General features: G+C 58.7%; 15 protein-coding genes. 5 read left to right on the top strand and 10 right to left on the bottom strand.

Features of this window, described 5'->3' with window-relative positions:
• Positions 1-45 precede the first annotated feature (45 nt).
• From PSH76_RS01905 to hutC, 4 genes are all read right to left on the bottom strand, one after another.
• Positions 46-1,491 (bottom strand): cytosine permease, encoded by a 1,446-nt coding sequence (locus PSH76_RS01905; protein ID WP_138761733.1) that lies wholly within the window; start codon positions 1,489-1,491, stop codon positions 46-48.
• Positions 1,492-1,639: 148 nt separating this feature from the next.
• Positions 1,640-3,310 (bottom strand): urocanate hydratase, encoded by a 1,671-nt coding sequence (gene hutU / locus PSH76_RS01900; RefSeq protein ID WP_014716533.1) that lies wholly within the window; start codon positions 3,308-3,310, stop codon positions 1,640-1,642.
• A 938-nt stretch (positions 3,311-4,248) separates the two neighbouring features.
• Positions 4,249-4,809, bottom strand: a complete 561-nt coding sequence (locus PSH76_RS01895; RefSeq protein WP_032894002.1) for a HutD family protein — start codon at positions 4,807-4,809, stop codon at positions 4,249-4,251.
• Complete coding sequence (hutC, locus tag PSH76_RS01890) at positions 4,806-5,516, bottom strand: histidine utilization repressor (protein ID WP_224796965.1); 711 nt, start codon at positions 5,514-5,516, stop codon at positions 4,806-4,808. The genes PSH76_RS01895 and hutC overlap by 4 nt, the downstream gene beginning before the upstream one ends.
• 147 nt (positions 5,517-5,663) lie before the next feature.
• Between hutC and PSH76_RS01885 the strand changes: the two genes are divergently transcribed.
• Entirely contained in the window at positions 5,664-7,028 is a 1,365-nt protein-coding gene (locus PSH76_RS01885) for a formimidoylglutamate deiminase (RefSeq protein WP_305493522.1), read from the top strand.
• 126 nt (positions 7,029-7,154) lie between these two features.
• On the opposite strand, the gene PSH76_RS01880 is transcribed toward PSH76_RS01885, so the two are convergent.
• On the bottom strand, positions 7,155-7,724 hold the full coding sequence (locus tag PSH76_RS01880; protein WP_014716529.1) for a lipocalin family protein: 570 nt from the start codon (positions 7,722-7,724) through the stop codon (positions 7,155-7,157).
• Positions 7,725-7,754: 30 nt separating this feature from the next.
• Positions 7,755-8,009, bottom strand: a complete 255-nt coding sequence (locus PSH76_RS01875; protein WP_003187823.1) for a hypothetical protein — start codon at positions 8,007-8,009, stop codon at positions 7,755-7,757.
• A gap of 220 nt (positions 8,010-8,229) precedes the next feature.
• Here PSH76_RS01875 and PSH76_RS01870 point away from each other — a divergent pair, with 220 nt between their 5' ends.
• Both PSH76_RS01870 and PSH76_RS01865 read left to right on the top strand, forming a co-directional pair.
• The gene (locus PSH76_RS01870; RefSeq protein ID WP_305493521.1) at positions 8,230-8,517 is read left to right on the top strand and encodes a type II toxin-antitoxin system Phd/YefM family antitoxin; all 288 of its coding nucleotides are present in this window, start codon (positions 8,230-8,232) and stop codon (positions 8,515-8,517) included.
• The gene (locus tag PSH76_RS01865) at positions 8,514-8,822 is read left to right on the top strand and encodes a type II toxin-antitoxin system RelE/ParE family toxin (RefSeq protein ID WP_305493520.1); all 309 of its coding nucleotides are present in this window, start codon (positions 8,514-8,516) and stop codon (positions 8,820-8,822) included. The genes PSH76_RS01870 and PSH76_RS01865 overlap by 4 nt, the downstream gene beginning before the upstream one ends.
• A gap of 57 nt (positions 8,823-8,879) precedes the next feature.
• On the opposite strand, the gene PSH76_RS01860 is transcribed toward PSH76_RS01865, so the two are convergent.
• Complete coding sequence (locus PSH76_RS01860) at positions 8,880-9,890, bottom strand: class 1 fructose-bisphosphatase (RefSeq protein ID WP_003187818.1); 1,011 nt, start codon at positions 9,888-9,890, stop codon at positions 8,880-8,882.
• Positions 9,891-10,120: 230 nt separating this feature from the next.
• On the bottom strand, positions 10,121-12,571 hold the full coding sequence (locus PSH76_RS01855) for a glycogen/starch/alpha-glucan phosphorylase (RefSeq protein WP_032894008.1): 2,451 nt from the start codon (positions 12,569-12,571) through the stop codon (positions 10,121-10,123).
• Between the two features lie 237 nt (positions 12,572-12,808).
• Between PSH76_RS01855 and PSH76_RS01850 the strand changes: the two genes are divergently transcribed.
• Entirely contained in the window at positions 12,809-13,243 is a 435-nt protein-coding gene (locus PSH76_RS01850; protein ID WP_003187815.1) for a YkgJ family cysteine cluster protein, read from the top strand.
• A gap of 181 nt (positions 13,244-13,424) precedes the next feature.
• On the opposite strand, the gene typA is transcribed toward PSH76_RS01850, so the two are convergent.
• Both typA and thiI read right to left on the bottom strand, forming a co-directional pair.
• Positions 13,425-15,245, bottom strand: coding sequence for a translational GTPase TypA (gene typA, locus PSH76_RS01845; RefSeq protein ID WP_003187814.1), 1,821 nt, complete (start codon positions 15,243-15,245; stop codon positions 13,425-13,427).
• A gap of 139 nt (positions 15,246-15,384) precedes the next feature.
• Positions 15,385-16,839 carry a tRNA uracil 4-sulfurtransferase ThiI gene (gene thiI, locus PSH76_RS01840; RefSeq protein WP_032894010.1) on the bottom strand — a complete coding sequence of 485 codons (1,455 nt, stop codon included), beginning with the start codon at positions 16,837-16,839 and terminating at the stop codon, positions 15,385-15,387.
• 334 nt (positions 16,840-17,173) lie between these two features.
• Here thiI and glnA point away from each other — a divergent pair, with 334 nt between their 5' ends.
• A complete protein-coding gene (gene glnA, locus PSH76_RS01835; RefSeq protein WP_003187811.1) occupies positions 17,174-18,580 on the top strand; it encodes a type I glutamate--ammonia ligase in 1,407 nt (468 codons plus the stop codon).
• Positions 18,581-18,682: the final 102 nt, after the last annotated feature.

Below are 18,682 nucleotides of genomic sequence, written 5' to 3'. Positions count from 1 at the left end.
ATGGATTACGGCAGTCAGTAGGCGTCCTGCCCTGTCCACGTCCCATCAGGCTTGTGCAGCCAGCTCGTTTGTTATGGGTGAAGCGCCCTGCTCTTTTGGCAGGATCAGGTGATCGGGTACCGTGCCGTGCCATTTTTTCGCACACACGTAATACAGGGCCGCCGGCAGTACCAGGCCGATGATCCAGGAGATATCCACATCCCCCAGCGCGGCCACCAAGGGGCCGGTGTAGAACTTGGTGGAGATGAACGGCAACTGCACCAGCACGCCGAATACGTAGACGCTGATGCCCAGCAGGTTCCAGCGGCCGTAGCGACCGTTCGGGTCGGCCAGCGCCGGCACGTCATAACGCTCGCGGGTGATGCAGTAGTAATCCACCAGGTTGATCGCACTCCAGGGCGTAAAGAACGCCAGCAGGAACAAAATGAACGACTTGAATGCACCGAGGAATGAATGCTGGCCGAGCAACGCGATCAGCGTGGCCGTGCCGACAATCAACAGCACGAACACCAGACGCTGCAGACGCGTGACTTCCAGGCGCCCACGAAAGCCGCTGATGATAGTGGCGATGCACATGAAGCTGCCGTAGGAATTGAGCGTCGAGATGGTGACCTTGCCGAACGCGATGCTGAAGTACAGCAACGCAGCGGTGGCCCCCGTGCCGCTCAAGCCCACGATGTACGCCACCTCGTGGCCGGCAAACTGACCATTGGACATCGCCGCAGCAAACACGCCGAGGACCATCGCCACTTGGGCACCGATGACCGAACCTGCGCCAGCAGCCAGAAAGGTTTTCACCGATGACGTGCGGCTCGGCAGATAACGCGAGTAGTCCGCCACGTAAGGGCCGAAGGCGATCTGCCAGGAGGCCGCAAGTGACACGGCCAAAAGGAAGCTGCTCCAGCTGAAGTGGCGGATTTGCAGGAGCGCGCCAACGTCGGTCTGGCTCATCAGGCGGCTGAACAGGTACACAAAAGCAACCACGCCAATCAGGCTGGCGACCCGGCCGATGAAGTGAATCACGCGGTAACCCAGCACCGTAACCAGCACGATGACACTGGCGAAGATCAGGATGCCGACGCTGTCGCTGACCCCGAACAACTGGCCCAGCGCCTGGCCCGACAGCACGGTACCAGTGGCGGTGAAGCCCAGGTACATCAAGCACACCAGCACGATCGGAATGGCCGCGCCGTACACGCCGAACTGCACCCGACTGGAAATCATCTGCGGCAGGCCAAGCTTGGGCCCTTGCGCCGCATGCAGCGCCATGACGCCACCGCCGATCAGTTGACCGATGAGCAAGCCGATCAACGACCAGAACACATCACCACCCAGCACCACGGCCAACGCCCCGGTGACAATCGCAGTGATCTGCAGGTTGGCACCCATCCACAGGGTGAATTGACTGAATAGACGACCATGTCTTTCCGCTTCCGGGATGTAGTCGATCGAACGTCTCTCGATCAACGGGGTGGTGTCGTTTGCAGCCATGTTGTTCAACCTCTGATGGATTGTTTTGTATGCATCTTGCTCTTCTGTGGGAGCTGGCTTGCCTGCGATAGCATCGCCTCGGTCTTACTGTCAGACCGCGTCGTCTGCATCGCAGGCAAGCCAGCTCCCACAGGTTCTACGCCAGCCGTTACTTGATCATCGGCAGGTTCAGGCCCTGCTCTTTAGCGCAGTCGATAGCAATCTGATAACCCGCATCGGCATGGCGCATCACCCCGGTGGCCGGGTCGTTGTGCAAGACGCGGGCAATCCGCTCGGCCGCTTCGTCAGTACCGTCGCAGACGATCACCATCCCCGAGTGCTGGGAGAAGCCCATGCCCACACCACCACCGTGGTGCAGCGAGACCCAGGTGGCGCCGCTCGCGGTGTTGAGCAAGGCGTTGAGCAATGGCCAGTCGGACACAGCGTCGGAGCCGTCCTGCATGGCTTCGGTTTCGCGGTTCGGGCTGGCGACCGAGCCGGAGTCCAGGTGGTCACGGCCGATCACGACCGGCGCGGACAGCTCGCCGCTGCGCACCATTTCGTTGAACGCCAGGCCCAACTTGGCACGCTGGCCCAGGCCGACCCAGCAGATACGTGCCGGCAGGCCCTGGAAGCTGATGCGCTCGCGAGCCATGTCCAGCCAGTTGTGCAGGTGGGCGTCGTCGGGGATCAGTTCTTTGACTTTGGCGTCGGTCTTGTAGATGTCCTGCGGGTCACCAGACAGCGCCGCCCAACGGAACGGGCCGATGCCACGGCAGAACAGTGGGCGGATGTAGGCCGGTACGAAACCTGGGAAGTCGAACGCGTTTTCCACGCCCTCTTCCTGGGCCATCTGGCGGATGTTGTTGCCGTAGTCGAAGGTCGGGATGCCTTGCTTCTGGAATTCGAGCATGGCTTTGACGTGTACGGCCATCGACTGCTTGGCGGCCTTGATCACGGCGGCTGGCTCGGTCTTGGCGCGAGCGCGGTATTCGTCCCAGGTCCAGCCGGCCGGCAGGTAACCGTTGAGTGGATCGTGGGCGCTGGTCTGGTCGGTGACCATGTCCGGACGCACGCCACGCTTGACCAGTTCTGGCAGGATCTCTGCGGCGTTGCCCAGCAGCGCAATGGAGATGGCCTTGCCTTCCTTGGTGTACTTGGCGATGCGCGCCAGGGCGTCGTCGAGGTCGGTGGCCTGCTCGTCGACGTAACGGCTGTTGAGGCGGAAGTCGATGCTGACTTGTTGGCACTCGATGTTCAGCGAGCAGGCGCCGGCCAGGGTCGCGGCCAATGGCTGCGCGCCGCCCATGCCGCCGAGGCCGGCGGTGAGCACCCAACGGCCGGTCAGGTCGCTGTTGTAATGCTGGCGGCCGGCTTCCACGAAGGTTTCGTAGGTGCCTTGGACAATGCCCTGGCTACCGATGTAGATCCAGCTGCCGGCGGTCATCTGGCCGTACATGGCCAGGCCCTTGGCATCCAGTTCGTTGAAATGCTCCCAGCTGGCCCAGTGCGGCACCAGGTTGGAGTTGGCGATCAGCACGCGGGGGGCGTTGCTGTGGGTCTTGAACACGCCGACCGGCTTACCGGATTGCACCAGCAAGGTTTCGTCATCGTTCAGATTGGTGAGGCTCTCGACGATCTGGTCGTAGCACTCCCAGTTGCGCGCCGCGCGGCCGATACCGCCGTACACCACCAGCTCCTTGGGGTTCTCGGCCACTTGCGGGTCGAGGTTGTTCATCAGCATGCGCAGCGGCGCTTCGGTCAGCCAGCTTTTGGCGGTGAGCTTGTTACCGCGGGCGGCGCGGATTTCGACGTCACGGTATTTTGTAGGCTTGGTCACAGCTAGGACTCCTCGGCGATCGATGCGCGGACATGGATGGTGCGAGGTCTTACGCACACATCTTTACTTGTATGTACAAGCATATGCAATCAAGCGGCCAACTTTTGAAATGGGCTCTGCCGAATTTTTCCGAAGGTGCGCGCAAGCCTTGATAATCAAGGCCTGGAGAGTTGATGAAATTTCTTACGGAAATATTTTATGGCAAAGAGAATTTGTCACGACAGCGCGGCGTTGCGTCACGCTGGGGCATTCGGTAACAAATTGGTGCGCGGAGTGGAAACAGATTGTGTGAGTAATACAAAAACAATGTGGGAGCTGGCTTGCCTGCGATAGCGGTGTGTCAGCCAGCACATCCTAGGCTGATACACCGCTATCGCAGCATAGGTATCTACACAACTTTGTGGGCTGTAGCAGCAGACGGTAACCACGATGCGAAGCGAGTCGCTCTTGATCTTGCTCTTGATCTGCTTTTGATCTCTGGCGCCCCGTTAAACCACGCTGGCCGGAATTCGACAGGGATTTGGGGGGTAAACCGGCAGGGATGCCGGTTTAGCCGCCCCGCGCCATGGATGGCGCGTGGCGGCGGCCCCCCCAAATCACTGGCGGATTACGGGCACACCGAGCCTAAGCGAGGTGCCGAGTGGTGGGGCAAGAGCGTTTTGCTTACTTTTGCGCTGTTCAAAAGTGAGCCGCCGTCAGGGCGGAACCCTAAGTAGCCGTTACCGCAGCAATGGATATGTACACAATCCAACTGTGTTGACTGCCAGGCCGCCTTCGCGAGCAAGCCCGCTCCCACATTTGGATCGCCGGGCGTCAGGTAAATATGCGCTGGCCGCCGGGGCCGTCACGGGAGCAAGCTTCCTCTCCACAGGTCATGCGTCGCATTAAAGTTGTGTAGATACCTATGGCTATCGCAGGCAAGCCAGCTCCCACAGTTTTTAACCGCGCGCGGTCAGTTCGATGATGCAGCAGCGGCCAGTGACGCAGATATCCAGCAGGCCCGTGTTACCGTCCACTTGCAGGCAATCATGGTGGCCGAGCTTCTCGCCCAGCACCTTCACTTCATCCGCCACGCTGAACACCAGCACCGTCTGCGCGGTGCTGAAAAACTGCTGCACACCATCCACCCACTGCAAGCGTGCATGGTAACGCTGTGGCGAGTAGATCAGGTTGAAGTCGCGAATCGGCCCGGTGATCAAACGGCATGACACCTGGCTTTCGCCCTCGAACGCAAACGGCTGCAACGGTAACAAGCCGCGTTGCTCCTCACCGTCTACGGTCAGCACCATGCCAGCGCCTTTGATCACCGTGATCACGCGCTGATAGCCGGCGAAAGTGGAAAAGCCACCCGACTCGGCGATGTCGGCGATCGACAGGCGCCAGCCAAATCCATCCAGGCCGGTGCCCGCATCACGGGCGATTTCTTCAGTGCTGCCGCCACCGTTTTTCCACGGCATGCGCACGTAGTCGGCGGCGCGCCAGACTTTCACAGTACTCATTTGCTGAAACGTCCTTCCAGGCTATGACGGGAACCGGGGTGGATCAACCGCGCCGCCGTCACCGGCTGGCGACCCGACCAGGTACGCCGGCGAATCAACAGGCACGGCTCGCTCGGCTCGATCTGCAACAACTTGCACTCGGCGGCATCGGCGAGGATCGCCTCAACCACATGCTCACCCTCAGTCAACGGCGCGACCTGGTTCAAATAGGCGTAGGGGGTTTGCTGGGTGAAGTCTTGCTGCAGGTATTCCGGCGCAACCAGGGCGTTGACGAAACGGTCTTCGATTTGCACGGGAATGTCGTTCTCGTAATGCACGATCAACGAGTGGAACACGCGCCCGCCTTCGCGCATTTCCAAGGCGACGGCGCGCTCGGAACCGGCGGCCTCTTCGCCCAGGGTGATCACTTGGCAGGTGTGCCGATGCCCGCGGGAGGCGATTTCATCGGCGATGTTGTGCACTTCAAACAGGGCCGATTGGCTTTTAGGCTCAGCCACGAACGTACCAACGCCTTGCATGCGCACCAGCAAGCCTTCGGCGGTCAGCTCGCGCAGGGCGCGGTTGATGGTCATGCGGCTGAAGCCCAACTGGCTGACCAACTCGCTTTCCGACGGCACGCGGTAATGGGGCGGCCAGTTGCCGTTGAGGATCTGCTGGCTGATCATCTGTTTGACGCGGGCATACAAGGGCGCCGGACTTTCGTCCATGTGGGCAGCCAGCGAAGAGTTGGCGGGCGGAGTCGGCACAGGGAATCCTTGCGGGGGAAAAAGATGCATAGATTGCCGGAGTTTACCGAGCAGGCAAACGTCTGTATATGTATATACAAATAAACACACGACCGGGGTGCCTTGATCATGTCCGCTTTCTTTGCCGAACGCGCACTGCTGCCTAATGGATGGGCCAACGATGTACGTCTTGAAGTCAGCGCCGATGGCCTGCTGACAAAGGTTGAGCCCAATGCCAGTGCAGAAGGCGCCGAACGGCTCAAGGGCCCGGTGTTGGCGGGCATGCCGAACCTGCATTCCCATGCCTTCCAACGTGCCATGGCAGGCTTGGCCGAAGTGGCCGGCAACCCCAATGACAGTTTCTGGACCTGGCGCGATTTGATGTACCGCATGGTCGGCAAGATCAACCCCGAGCAGTTACAGGTCATCGCGCGCCAGCTGTATATCGAAATGCTCAAGGCCGGCTACACCTCGGTGGCCGAGTTTCATTATGTGCATCACGATCTCAGCGGCCAGCCCTACGCCGACCGTACGGAACTGTCCCGCCAGATAAGCCAGGCGGCCGCCAGCAGCGGGATCGGCCTGACCTTGCTGCCGGTGCTCTACACCCACGCAGGCTTTGGTGGCCAGGCGCCAAATGAAGGCCAGCGACGGTTTATCAACAGCACTGAACACTACCTGGACCTGCAAGCCCGCTTGCAGCCCATTCTGGCGGCACAACCAGCGCAGCAACTGGGCCTGTGCTTCCATTCCCTGCGCGCCGTAACCCCCGAACAAATCCACACCGTGCTGGCCGCCAGTGACAAGGCCTGCCCGGTGCATATCCACATCGCTGAACAGCAAAAAGAAGTCGACGACTGCATGGCCTGGAGCGGCAAGCGCCCGTTGCAATGGCTGTATGACAATGTCGAGGTGGATGAGCGCTGGTGCCTGGTGCACGCCACCCATGCTGATGCCGATGAAGTCACCCGCATGGCCAACAGCCGAGCGATTGCCGGTTTGTGCCTGACCACCGAAGCCAATCTGGGCGATGGGATATTCCCGGCGGTGGACTTCCTCGCCCAAGGTGGGCGCATGGGTATCGGCTCCGACAGCCATGTATCACTGAGTGTGGTGGAAGAATTGCGTTGGCTGGAATACGGCCAGCGCCTGCGTGATCAGCGGCGTAATCGGCTGTACCGCAGTGACCAACCGATGGTGGGTCGCACGCTGTTCGATGCTGCGCTGGACGGTGGCGCACAAGCGCTGGGCCAGCCGATTGGTCGGCTGCAAGTGGGCAAGCGTGCGGATTGGATTGTGCTGGACGGTAGCGACCCGTACCTGGCGACGGCCAGTGAGGATGGGATTCTCAACCGCTGGCTATTTGCCGGTGGTGATCGGCAAGTGCGCGATGTACTGGTCAATGGCAAGTGGGTGGTGCGAGACGGGCATCATGCTGGCGAAGAAGACAGCCGCCAGGCATTCACCCAGGTCCTTAAGGACTTGCTGCACTAACGGCCAATCCATAACAACTGTGGGAGCTGGCTTACCTGCGATACAGACAACCCGGTGCATCAGTTACACCGGGTTGATGCTATCGCAGGCAAGCCAGCTCCCACATTGGATTGAGGGTACTCAGGATTACTGAGAGGACTTTGCCATCTGCTTGTCCGACGTACGCCAGATCAGCCGCGTGGTGTCATACCCTTGCTGTCGCGCCCTGCTCAGCAGGTCTTCGCGGGTATCGGCACTCACCGTCGGCGTGCGCGACAGGATCCACATATAGCGCCGGCTCGGGCTGCCGACGATGGCGGTCTTGTAGTCATCGCTGACGTACAACACCCAGTAGTCGCCCTTGGCAACGCCCGGCAACAGTGACGTAAACCAGTTATTGAATTCCACCCACAGCTTGTCGGTCTTGCCTGGCACCTGCGGCGTTGCCGTGCCTTTGGCCTCTTGCCATTTCCACTCAGGCGTCAGGCAGCGGTTGAACACCGACATGTCACCATCAGGCAGCAAGGTATAGCGGGCTTCGGATTGCGCACAGTTGCGCTGGAAGTACATCGGCAACCGGGCCAACTCATACCAGGTGCCCTGGTAACGCTTGAGGTTGACGTTGCTCGCCGTCTTGGGTTGCAGATCATCGCCAGAATGGCTGGCACAGCCCGCCAAAAACAGGCTGGCGCAAAGGAACAAAACAAAACGCATCATTCTTCTTCTCCCGCAGGCTCGCGCCCCGGTTTACTTCAGGCCTTGCCCGGAAAACATCAGAACTTTGTCACCGGCGTACTGCACGCTGATAAAGCTGTTTTTATCGCCCCAGGTGCAGCTGGACATGCCCAGTGCGCCGGAACAATCGGTTGGCTTGCCCAGCAACGACTCCACCTCGGCCTTGGCCATTCCGGCTGAGAGCTTTTGGTAGTTTTCTTGGGTGACCTTGCTGCAAGCGGCTAAGAGCACGCAAAAAGCCAGCAGGGCGAGACGGCGTATAGACATGGAAAAGCTCCTGGAGAGACAAAGCAGCTGGGGTATCTGCCAGAAGCTTAGAAGGGAAAAGAGGTGTCTGGTTCCCGATGGGGGGTGCTATTTATTTTTTATGTGAACTGGCCCCTTGAACAGTGTTTTCGAGTGAAAAATCACCGCCTTTCATCAGTTGCTGCCTGGCAAAGTCCAAATTAAGACTAAAATCAGTCCCATCTCGAGCCAGGGCCAAACCATGAAATTCTCTTCCCAAATAAAGCCAATCAGCTACCTGAAAAGTCATACCGCCGAGATCGTCAAAACACTCACTGAAAGCCGCGAACCCCTGGTCATCACCCAAAATGGCGAAGCGAAGCTGGTGGTGATGGATGTGAAGAGTTTTGAGGAGCAGGCAGAAACCATGGCCTTGTTAAAGCTATTGGCCCTGGGCAACCGGCAGATTGAATTGGGGCAGTTTCAGAACATGGAGGACGTGTTCGCCGAGCTGGACAAGGACGACGCTCAACGACATTCAAGGTTGTGATTCTTCACTCGGCAAAACGCGACCTTAAAGACATCAAGTCATACCTCATCCGGCAGTTCTCGACATCGACCTGGCAGCAGTCCTACGACGCGATGAAACAGGCCATACGGCTGCTTGAGTCTCAACCCTATGCTGGCTCGATACCGCAAGAGATCGAGAAGTTGAATCTCAGCCAATATCGCCAGGTTGTCTGTGGCATGAATCGGATCATCTACGAAATTCGAGACCCGATCATTTACGTCCACATCATCGCCGACACTCGGAAAAACCTGCAGGCGTTGCTGCTGAAAAACCTTATTCAATAAAAACAAAAGCCCCGAAGCGCTGAGCGCATTTCGGGGCTTTTTTGTTACCGCAAGATTTTACTTCTTGTGATAAGCCGTCACGCGCTCAACTTCTTCTTTCGAACCCAGGAACACCGCCACACGCTGGTGCAGGCCTTCCGGCTGGATGTCGAGGATACGCTGGTGGCCGTCGGTGGAAGCACCGCCTGCCTGTTCAACCAGGAACGACATCGGGTTGGCTTCGTACATCAGGCGCAGCTTGCCTGGCTTGGAGGGCTCGCGGCTGTCGCGTGGGTACATGAACAGGCCACCACGGGTCAGGATGCGGTGCACGTCGGCAACCATCGCGGCCACCCAGCGCATGTTGAAGTTCTTCTTCAACGGGCCTTCTTCGCCTTCCATCAGCTCGTTGACGTAGCGCTTCACCGGTTCTTCCCAGTGGCGCTGGTTGGACATGTTGATGGCAAATTCCTGGGTAGAAGCAGGAATCGAAATGTCTTCGTGGGTGAGTACGAAGCTGCCCATTTCACGGTCCAGGGTAAAGCCTTTGACGCCATCGCCCAGGGTCAGCACCAGCATGGTCTGTGGGCCGTAGATTGCGTAGCCGGCAGCGACTTGCTCAGTGCCTGGCTGCAGGAAGGCCTTTTCGTTCAGGGCTTCGTTCTGGCTCAGGTATTCGTTGGGGCACCGCAGTACCGAGAAGATGGTGCCAACCGGTGCGTTGATGTCGATGTTGGACGAACCGTCCAGGGGGTCGAATACCAAGAGGTATGCGCCCTTCGGGTATTTGCCTGGGATCTGGTAGGCATTGTCCATTTCTTCGGACGCCATGCCGGCCAGGTGGCCGCCCCATTCGTTGGCTTCGAGCAGGATTTCGTTGGACAGCACGTCCAGCTTCTTCTGCACTTCGCCCTGCACGTTTTCAGTGCCCATGCTGCCCAGGACACCGCCCAGTGCGCCTTTGGAAACGGCGTGGCTGATTTCCTTGCAAGCACGCGCCACCACTTCGATAAGGAAGCGCAGATCGGCAGGCGTGTTGTTGCTGCGGGTCTGCTCGATCAAATAGCGACTCAAGGTAACGCGGGACATGGACGGCTCCGGAGAATGGGGGGGCTAAAAACCCGCGCAGTTTAGCGCGAGTCGGGGCTGATTTCCTCTAATCAGAGGATTTAACGCCAATAGAGTTCACGACCCGGCGCCACAACCCTCTGTAGGAGCGAGCTTGCTCGCGAAAAACTCACACGCGCCGCGTTCATTCAGCAAGCAAGCGTTATCGTTGAGGTTCTTCGCGAGCAAGCTCGCTCCTACAGGGGTATCAGTTAGTCGAGGGCTTTCCAGATCTCGGTGGCGTACTCGCGGATGGTGCGGTCCGAGCTGAACCAGCCCATGCGCGCCGTGTTGAGCACCGCCGAGCGCCACCAGGCCTTGGAGTCGTGCCAATGCGCTTCGACCCGCGCCTGGGCGTCCCAGTAGGCGTCAAAGTCGGCACACACCAGGAAGCGGTCGTAGTCGATCAGCCCATCGATCAGGCCCACATAGCGCCCCGGGTCATCCGGCGAAAACACCCCGCCACGGATGGCTTGCAGCACGTCATTCAAACGGTGGGACGCGGCGATGTCCGGCCCGGCGCTGAACTCGCCGGCATGCTTGCGAGCTTCCACCTGCTGGGCACTGAGGCCAAAGATAAACATGTGCTCGGCGCCGACACGCTCGTGCATTTCCACGTTCGCGCCGTCCATGGTGCCGATGGTCAGTGCACCGTTGAGGCCGAACTTCATATTGCTGGTGCCCGACGCTTCGAAGCCGGCGGTGGAAATCTGCTCCGACAAATCCGCTGCCGGAATGATGCTTTCCGCCAGGCTGACGTTGTAGTTGGGCAGGAACACCACCTTGAGCAGACCGCGCACGGTCGGGTCGTTGTTGACGGTGCGGGCGATGTCGTTGGTCAGCTTGATGATCAGCTTGGCCTGGTGGTAGCTGGCCGCCGCCTTACCGGCAAAGATCTTCACCCGAGGCACCCAGTCGATGCCCGGCTCGGCACGGATCGCCTGGTACAGCGCCACGGTGTGCAGCAGGTTAAGCAGTTGGCGCTTGTACTCGTGAATACGCTTGACCTGCACGTCGAACATCGCCGCCGGGTTGATCGCAATGCCCAGGCGCTCATGGATGATCTGCGCCAGGGCGCGTTTGCTGTGCAGGCGCTGCTCAGCAAATGCTTTGCGAAAGGCCGGCTTCTCGGCAAAGGGTTCCAACTCGATCAGGCGCTGTTCGGGCTGGTCGAGAATGTCCGGGCCCAGCGCCTCCACCAGCATATCGGTCAGCTTGGGGTTGGCCTGGTACAGCCAGCGGCGGAAGGTAATGCCGTTTGTTTTGTTGTTGATGCGTTCGGGGTAGAGCTTGTGCAGTTCGGAGAACACCGTGCTGCGCATCAACTGGGTATGCAAACCGGACACGCCGTTGACGCTATGGGAGCCCAGGAACGCCAGGTTGCCCATGCGCACGCGGCGGCCGTTGTCCTCTTCGATCAGCGACACAGCGCGCAAAACATCAAAGTCGTGGATGCCTTTGGCACGCAGCGAGTCGATGTGCTGGGCGTTGATCAGGTAGATGATCTGCATGTGCCGCGGCAGCATGCGTTCCATCAAACCGACAGGCCAGGTTTCCAGCGCTTCGGGCAACAAGGTGTGGTTGGTGTACGAAAGGGTCTCGACAGTGACATCCCACGCGGCTTCCCAGGGAATGTCATGCAAGTCGACCAACTGGCGCATCAACTCGGCCACGGCGATGGACGGGTGGGTGTCGTTGAGCTGGATGGCGGCGTGTTCGCCCAGGCTCAATACCGACCCGTGCATGTTCTTGTGGCGGCGCAGCAAATCTTGCAGGGACGCAGAGACGAAGAAATATTCCTGGCGCAGGCGCAGTTCCTGCCCTGCTTCGGTGCTGTCGGCCGGGTAAAGCACGCGGGAGATGCTTTCGGCGCGGGCCACTTCGGCGACGGCGCCCAAATGGTCACCGGCGTTGAAGCGCTCCAGGTGCAGGTCTTCTACGGCGCGCGCACGCCAAAGGCGCAGGGTGTTGACGCTGGCGCCGCGCCAGCCGACGACCGGCGTGTCATAGGCAACGGCACGTACGGTTTCGTTGGGCGACCACACCTGGATCATCTTGCCGGACGCGTCCGCCACGGTTTCGACACTGCCGCCAAAGCCAATCGGGTAAATCACTTCGGCGCGTTCGAATTCCCAAGGGTTACCAAAATCCAGCCAGCGCTCGGTCTGTTCCTGCTGCCAACCGTCGACAATCGCCTGGCGGAACAGGCCGTGTTCATAACGGATGCCATAGCCGTGGCCAGCAATGCCGAGGGTCGACATGCTTTCCATAAAGCACGCCGCCAGACGGCCCAGGCCACCATTGCCGAGCGCCGCGTCGGGCTCCAGCAGGCGGATGCGTTCCAGATCCACGCCCAGCTCCGACAGCGCTTCGCGAGCGATCTCCAGCACCCCCAGGTTGCTCAGGCTGTCGTAGAGCAGACGGCCGATGAGAAATTCCAGGGACAGGTAATAAACACGCTTCTGGCCTTTGCGATAAATACGCCGCGTGTGGTCCATCCAGTGATCGACCATCTGGTCGCGGGCGGCCAGGGCAATGGCTTCGAACCAGTCATGGTCGAAGGCGTGATCCGGGTCCTTGCCCACCGCGTAGGTGAGTTTGGTCAAGACAGCATCGCGGAATGCGGCTACCTCTGCTTCTCGTGCAAGCGGTTCCTGAGACATCGGTGCGACCTCGGGCGAGATTGAAGGAGTTGCTAGAGCCTAGTCGGTCTGACAGACGGTAGACGCGCTGGTTCGGCAGTTTTTTAACTCATTGGCCTGTGGCTGAATTTGATGCAGGGGTCGTGCCCGATCAGGCCCTGGCCAAACCTTTGAGCTGAAACCTGCAAAATATTGTTCAAAAAACCACCAATCCCGGTATGATCGCGCGCCCGGATAACGCCCCACCTTGGAACCTTGATGAAGCCTCAACTGATCGCCGCCGCGGAACTCGACCGTCTAGAGACCTGGCAGAAATACTCCGCCCACATGTGCGGTGGTTGCGTGTCCAGCTGCTGCACGCTGCCGGTGGAGGTGAAGATCAAGGACCTGATCCGCATTGGCATCGTCGATGAGTTCGAGCGCGGCGATCCGCCCAAGAACATCGCCAAGCGTTTGCAGAAAGAAGGCATCGTCGAGCGGTACAACAACAAGTCCGAAATTTTCACCCTGCAGCGCATGAGCAACAACGACTGCCTGTACCTGGATCGTAAGACGCGCTTTTGCACTATTTATGACAAGCGCCCGGATACCTGCCGCAACCACCCGAAAATCGGGCCGCGGCCAGGGTATTGCGCGTACAAGCCCAAAGAAGTGGTGCGCGAGACCAACTTCAAGACCCTCGACAAGTTCTAAGTTTTTGATCGTTCCCACGCTCTGCGTGGGAATGCAGCTGTGGACGCTCTGCGTCCGCTCTTGAAAGCAGGACGCGGAGCGTCCCAAGCGGCGTTCCCACGCAGAGCGTGGGAACGATCAGGCATAAAAAAACGCCCCCGGCCTTTCGACCGGGGGCGTTTTTCATTCAGCCTGAGTTAACTCAGTTCTTGGCTTTCTTGGCAGCGCGGGTACGCTCGCCTTCGTCCAGGATCTTCTTACGCAGGCGGATCGACTTAGGCGTGACTTCGCACAGCTCGTCGTCCTGGATGAATTCCAGGGCCTGTTCCAGGGTGAAGCGAACAGGTGGAACCAGAGCGATGGTTTCGTCTTTGCCCGAAGCACGCATGTTGTCGAGCTTCTTGCCTTTGGTTGGGTTGACGCCCATGTCGTTGTCACGGCTGTTCAGACCAACGATCTGGCCGTTGTAGATCTCTTGACCGTGTTCAACGAACAGCTTGCCACGCGCCTGGAGAGTTTCCAGGGAGTAGGTCAGCGCCTTGCCGGTTTCTACCGATACCAGAACACCGTTCTGACGGCCGGACATGTCGCCGGACTTCATGGTGTCGTAGCGATCGAAGATCGAGGTCAGGATGCCAGCACCGTTGGTCAGGGTCAGGAACTGGTTACGGAAACCGATCAGACCACGAGCAGGGATGTTGTATTCCAGACGCACACGGCCTTTGCCATCCGGCACCATGTTGGTCAGGTCGCCCTTACGCAGGCCCATCTCTTCCATGACCTTGCCCTGGGATTCTTCAGGGGTGTCGATGGTGACGTTTTCGAACGGTTCCTGCTTCACGCCGTCAACCTGACGGATGATCACTTCCGGACGACCAACACCCATTTCGAAGCCTTCGCGACGCATGGTTTCGATCAGTACCGAGAGGTGCAGCTCACCACGGCCGGAGACCTTGAACTTGTCAGCCGAGTCGCCTTCTTCAACGCGCAGAGCAACGTTGTACAGCAGCTCTTTGTCCAGACGCTCCTTGATGTTACGGGAGGTCACGAACTTGCCTTCTTTACCGCAGAAAGGCGAGTCGTTTACTTGGAAGGTCATGGAAACGGTTGGCTCGTCAACGGTCAGAGGCTTCATCGCCTCGACGTTGTCCGGCTGGCACAGGGTGTCGGAGATGAACAGCGAGTCCATACCGCTCACGCAGACGATGTCGCCAGCGAAAGCTTCTTCAACGTCTACACGGTGCAGACCGTGGTGACCCATCAGCTTCAGGATACGACCGTTACGCTTCTTGCCGTCAGCGCCGATAGCGACAACCGGGGTGTTCGGCTTGACGCTACCACGAGCGATACGGCCAACGCCGATAACACCCAGGAAGCTGTTGTAGTCCAGTGCCGAGATTTGCATCTGGAACGGGCCTTCACGGTCAACTTTCGGTGCTGGTACGTTGTCGACGATCGACTGGTACAGCGGAGTCATGTCTTCAGCCATGTCGGTGTGGTCAAGACCAGCAATACCGTTCAGGGCCGAGGCGTAGATGACTTGGAAGTCCAGCTGTTCTTCGGTAGCACCCAGGTTGTCGAACAGGTCGAAGATCTGGTCCAGAACCCAGTCCGGACGCGCGCCTGGACGGTCAACCTTGTTGATGCACACGATCGGACGCAGGCCGGCTTCGAAAGCCTTCTTGGTCACGAAACGGGTTTGCGGCATAGGGCCGTCTTGAGCGTCAACCAGCAGCAGAACGGAGTCAACCATCGACATTACGCGTTCTACTTCGCCGCCGAAGTCGGCGTGGCCCGGGGTATCCACGATGTTGATGTGGTAGCCGTTCCAGTTGATAGCGGTGTTTTTTGCCAGGATGGTAATACCGCGCTCTTTTTCCTGGTCGTTGGAGTCCATCACGCGCTCGTCGTTGAGCTCGTTGCGCTCCAGGGTGCCGGATTGACGCAGGAGTTTGTCTACCAGGGTGGTTTTACCATGGTCAACGTGAGCAATGATGGCGATGTTACGTAGATTTTCGATCACTTGTGTATCTCGATCAGAGGATTCGGTGTGCTGACAGGTCGTGGCAGCGATTAACAGTAGAGTCAGGCCTTGCCGTTACAGCTTGACGGCAGAGTCGGGGGGCCGGTGACGCAGGCCACAGGCAAACAGCCCCGGGCTCTTAGCTCGGTCGATAAACGCGCACATTGGCATGCCCCTCACTGAGCAAATGGTGGGCATGCAGGCGACTCATCACGCCTTTGTCGCAATACAACAGGTACTGACGGCTGTTATCCAGTTCCTTGAAACGCGCGTTCAGTGCGTAGAACGGCAGCGTTTGCACGTCGATGCCAGCGATTTCCAGCGGCTCATCCTCAGCGGCATCCGGGTGACGGATGTCGATGACGATCTGGCCGGCCAGGGCTTCGCTGACTTCTTCGATTTTTACATCCTGGCCCAACTCGTCGATCACCCGATCGATTGGGACCAGCTTGGCGTTCTCGAGCGCACGCTCCAGAATCGCCATGTCGAATTCTTTCTCTTCATGCTCCACGCGGTGACGCTTGGCGTGAGTCTTGGGGTTCACCGAAATGACCCCGCAGTATTCAGGCATATGCTTGGCAAAGTCGGCGGTGCCGATTTGCTCTGCCAGGTCGATGATGTCCTGCTTGTGGCTGGCGATCAGCGGGCGTAGCACCAGCTTCTCGGTCACGCAGTCAATGATCGACAAGTTAGGCAGCGTCTGGCTGGAAACCTGGGAAATCGCTTCGCCGGTCACCAGGGCGTCGATCTGCAATTGATCGGCGATTCTGGACGCAGCGCGCAACATCATACGCTTCAATACTACGCCCATATGACTGTTATCGACTTTGCCGAGAATTTCGCCCAGCACTTCCTCGAACGGTACGCTTACAAATAGCACGCGTTGGGAGCTGCCGTATTTCTTCCAGATAAAGTGAGCGACTTCCATCACGCCCAATTCATGTGCACGCCCGCCCAGGTTGAAGAAGCAGAAGTGGCTCATCAGGCCGCGACGCATGATCTGGTAGGCCGCCACCGTGGAATCGAAACCGCCGGACATCAATACCAGGGTCTGTTCCAGGGCGCCCAGCGGGTAGCCGCCGATGCTGTTGTGCTGGCTGTGGATCACAAACAACCGTTGGTCGCGAATTTCCATGCGCACTTCAATTTGTGGCGCTTTCAGGGAAATTCCAGCGGCACCGCACTCGCGACGCAGCTTGCTGCCGACGTATTTCTCGACGTCCATGGAGCTGAACGGATGCTTGCCGGCACGCTTGCAACGCACCGAAAAAATCTTGCCTTCAAGCGCACTGCCGTAGTGCTGCTTGCACTTTTCGGTGATGTCGTCGAAGTCGCCCAGCGGGTACTCATCCACCTGCAGGAAATGCGCGATGCCCGGCATGCAGCTCAGGCGCTCGGTCATGTCCTTCAAGGCTTTGGCGTCGGTAATGCGGGTTTCCAGCTCGAGGTTGTCCCACACGCCGTTCACCACCACAGCCGGGTCCAGGTCACGGAGCACGGCACGGATGTTCTTGGCCAACTGACGGATGAAACGCGTCCGTACCGGTCGGCTCTTGATGGTGATCTCGGGGAAGACTTTAACGATTAATTTCATGGAAACAGCGCGCGCCGGGCCTGCTGAAAAAGGGGGGCGCGGATTATAGCGGAAATCGCTCAAGGTTTAACCAGTTAATATGCATTGCACATGCAACGCACCAAAACGGGTCATTTACCCAAATAAACGCTACATTGCAGTGCGCGACTTATGCCGTTTTTGCCGATTGCACCGTTATAGGGGCCATTTTGAGGCAAAACGGCCATGTTGGCGCACTGGCATGCAATTTGCTCTCTTGTGAGGCAGGTTGCCTTGGCGGAGTATCCGCGCCGGCATCACCCAAATTCTAAGGGCTAACTCCACTACCCAAGCCCGAAGCCACCCGGAGGACACCATGTCGAAGTCGGTTCAACTCATCAAAGATCATGACGTTAAATGGATTGATCTGCGCTTCACGGACACAAAAGGCACTCAGCACCACGTGACCATGCCGGCTCGCGATGCGCTGGAAGATGACTTCTTCGAAGTCGGCAAGATGTTCGACGGTTCCTCCATCGCCGGCTGGAAAGGCATCGAAGCCTCCGACATGATCCTGCTGCCAGACGACAGCACCGCCGTACTCGACCCGTTCACCGAAGAGCCAACCCTGATCCTGGTGTGCGACATCATCGAGCCTTCGACCATGCAAGGCTATGACCGCGACCCACGCGCCATCGCCCACCGTGCCGAGGAATACCTGAAGTCCACCGGTATCGGCGACACCGCATTCTTCGGCCCTGAGCCAGAGTTCTTCATCTTCGACTCGGTGAAGTTCAAATCCGACATCTCCGGCTCCATGTTCAAGATTTTCTCCGAGCAAGGCTCGTGGATGTCCGACCAGGACGTGGAAGGCGGCAACAAAGGCCACCGTCCAGGCGTGAAAGGCGGCTACTTCCCAGTACCACCGTTCGACTTCGACCACGAAATCCGTACCTCCATGTGCAACGCACTGGAAGAAATGGGCCAGACCGTTGAAGTTCACCACCACGAAGTGGCGACTGCCGGCCAGAACGAAATCGGTGTGAAATTCAACACGCTGGTGAAGAAGGCTGACGAAGTTCAAACCCTGAAATACTGCGTGCACAACGTTGCCGATGCCTATGGCCGCACCGCTACCTTCATGCCTAAGCCGCTGTACGGCGATAACGGCTCGGGCATGCACGTTCACGTATCGATTTCCAAAGACGGCAAGAACACCTTCGCTGGCGAAGGCTATGCCGGCCTGTCCGATACCGCCCTGTACTTCATCGGCGGCATCATCAAGCACGGTAAGGCCCTGAACGGCTTCACCAACCCGTCGACCAACTCCTACAAGCGTCTGGTCCCAGGTTTTGAAGCGCCGGTGATGCTGGCCTACTCGGCACGCAACCGCTCTGCCTCGATCCGTATTCCTTACGTCAACAGCCCTAAAGGCCGTCGTATCGAAGCACGCTTCCCGGACCCGGCTGCCAACCCTTACCTGGCCTTCGCCGCCCTGATGATGGCCGGCCTGGACGGTATCCAGAACAAGATCCACCCTGGCGACGCCGCCGACAAAAACTTGTACGACCTGCCGCCTGAAGAGGCCAAAGAGATCCCACAAGTGTGCGGCAGCCTGAAAGAAGCCCTGGAAGAGCTGGACAAGGGCCGTGCGTTCCTGACCAAAGGCGGCGTTTTCAGCGACGACTTCATCGACGCTTACATCGCCCTGAAAAGCGAAGAAGAAATCAAAGTACGCACCTTCGTACACCCACTGGAATACGAGCTGTACTACAGCTGCTGATCCGGTAGCGCTGCTTAAGGTAGCGTGATGAAAAAGGCCTCCTTCGGGAGGTCTTTTTTTTGCCTGAGATTATTCACCGCACTTCCTGTAGGAGCGAGCTTG

The organism is Pseudomonas sp. FP215, from assembly GCF_030687795.1.
Taxonomy (GTDB): Bacteria; Pseudomonadota; Gammaproteobacteria; order Pseudomonadales; family Pseudomonadaceae; genus Aquipseudomonas; species Aquipseudomonas salmasensis.
The sequence above is the reverse complement of the archived record's forward strand: the minus strand, read 5'-3'. Positions and strand labels throughout refer to the sequence as shown.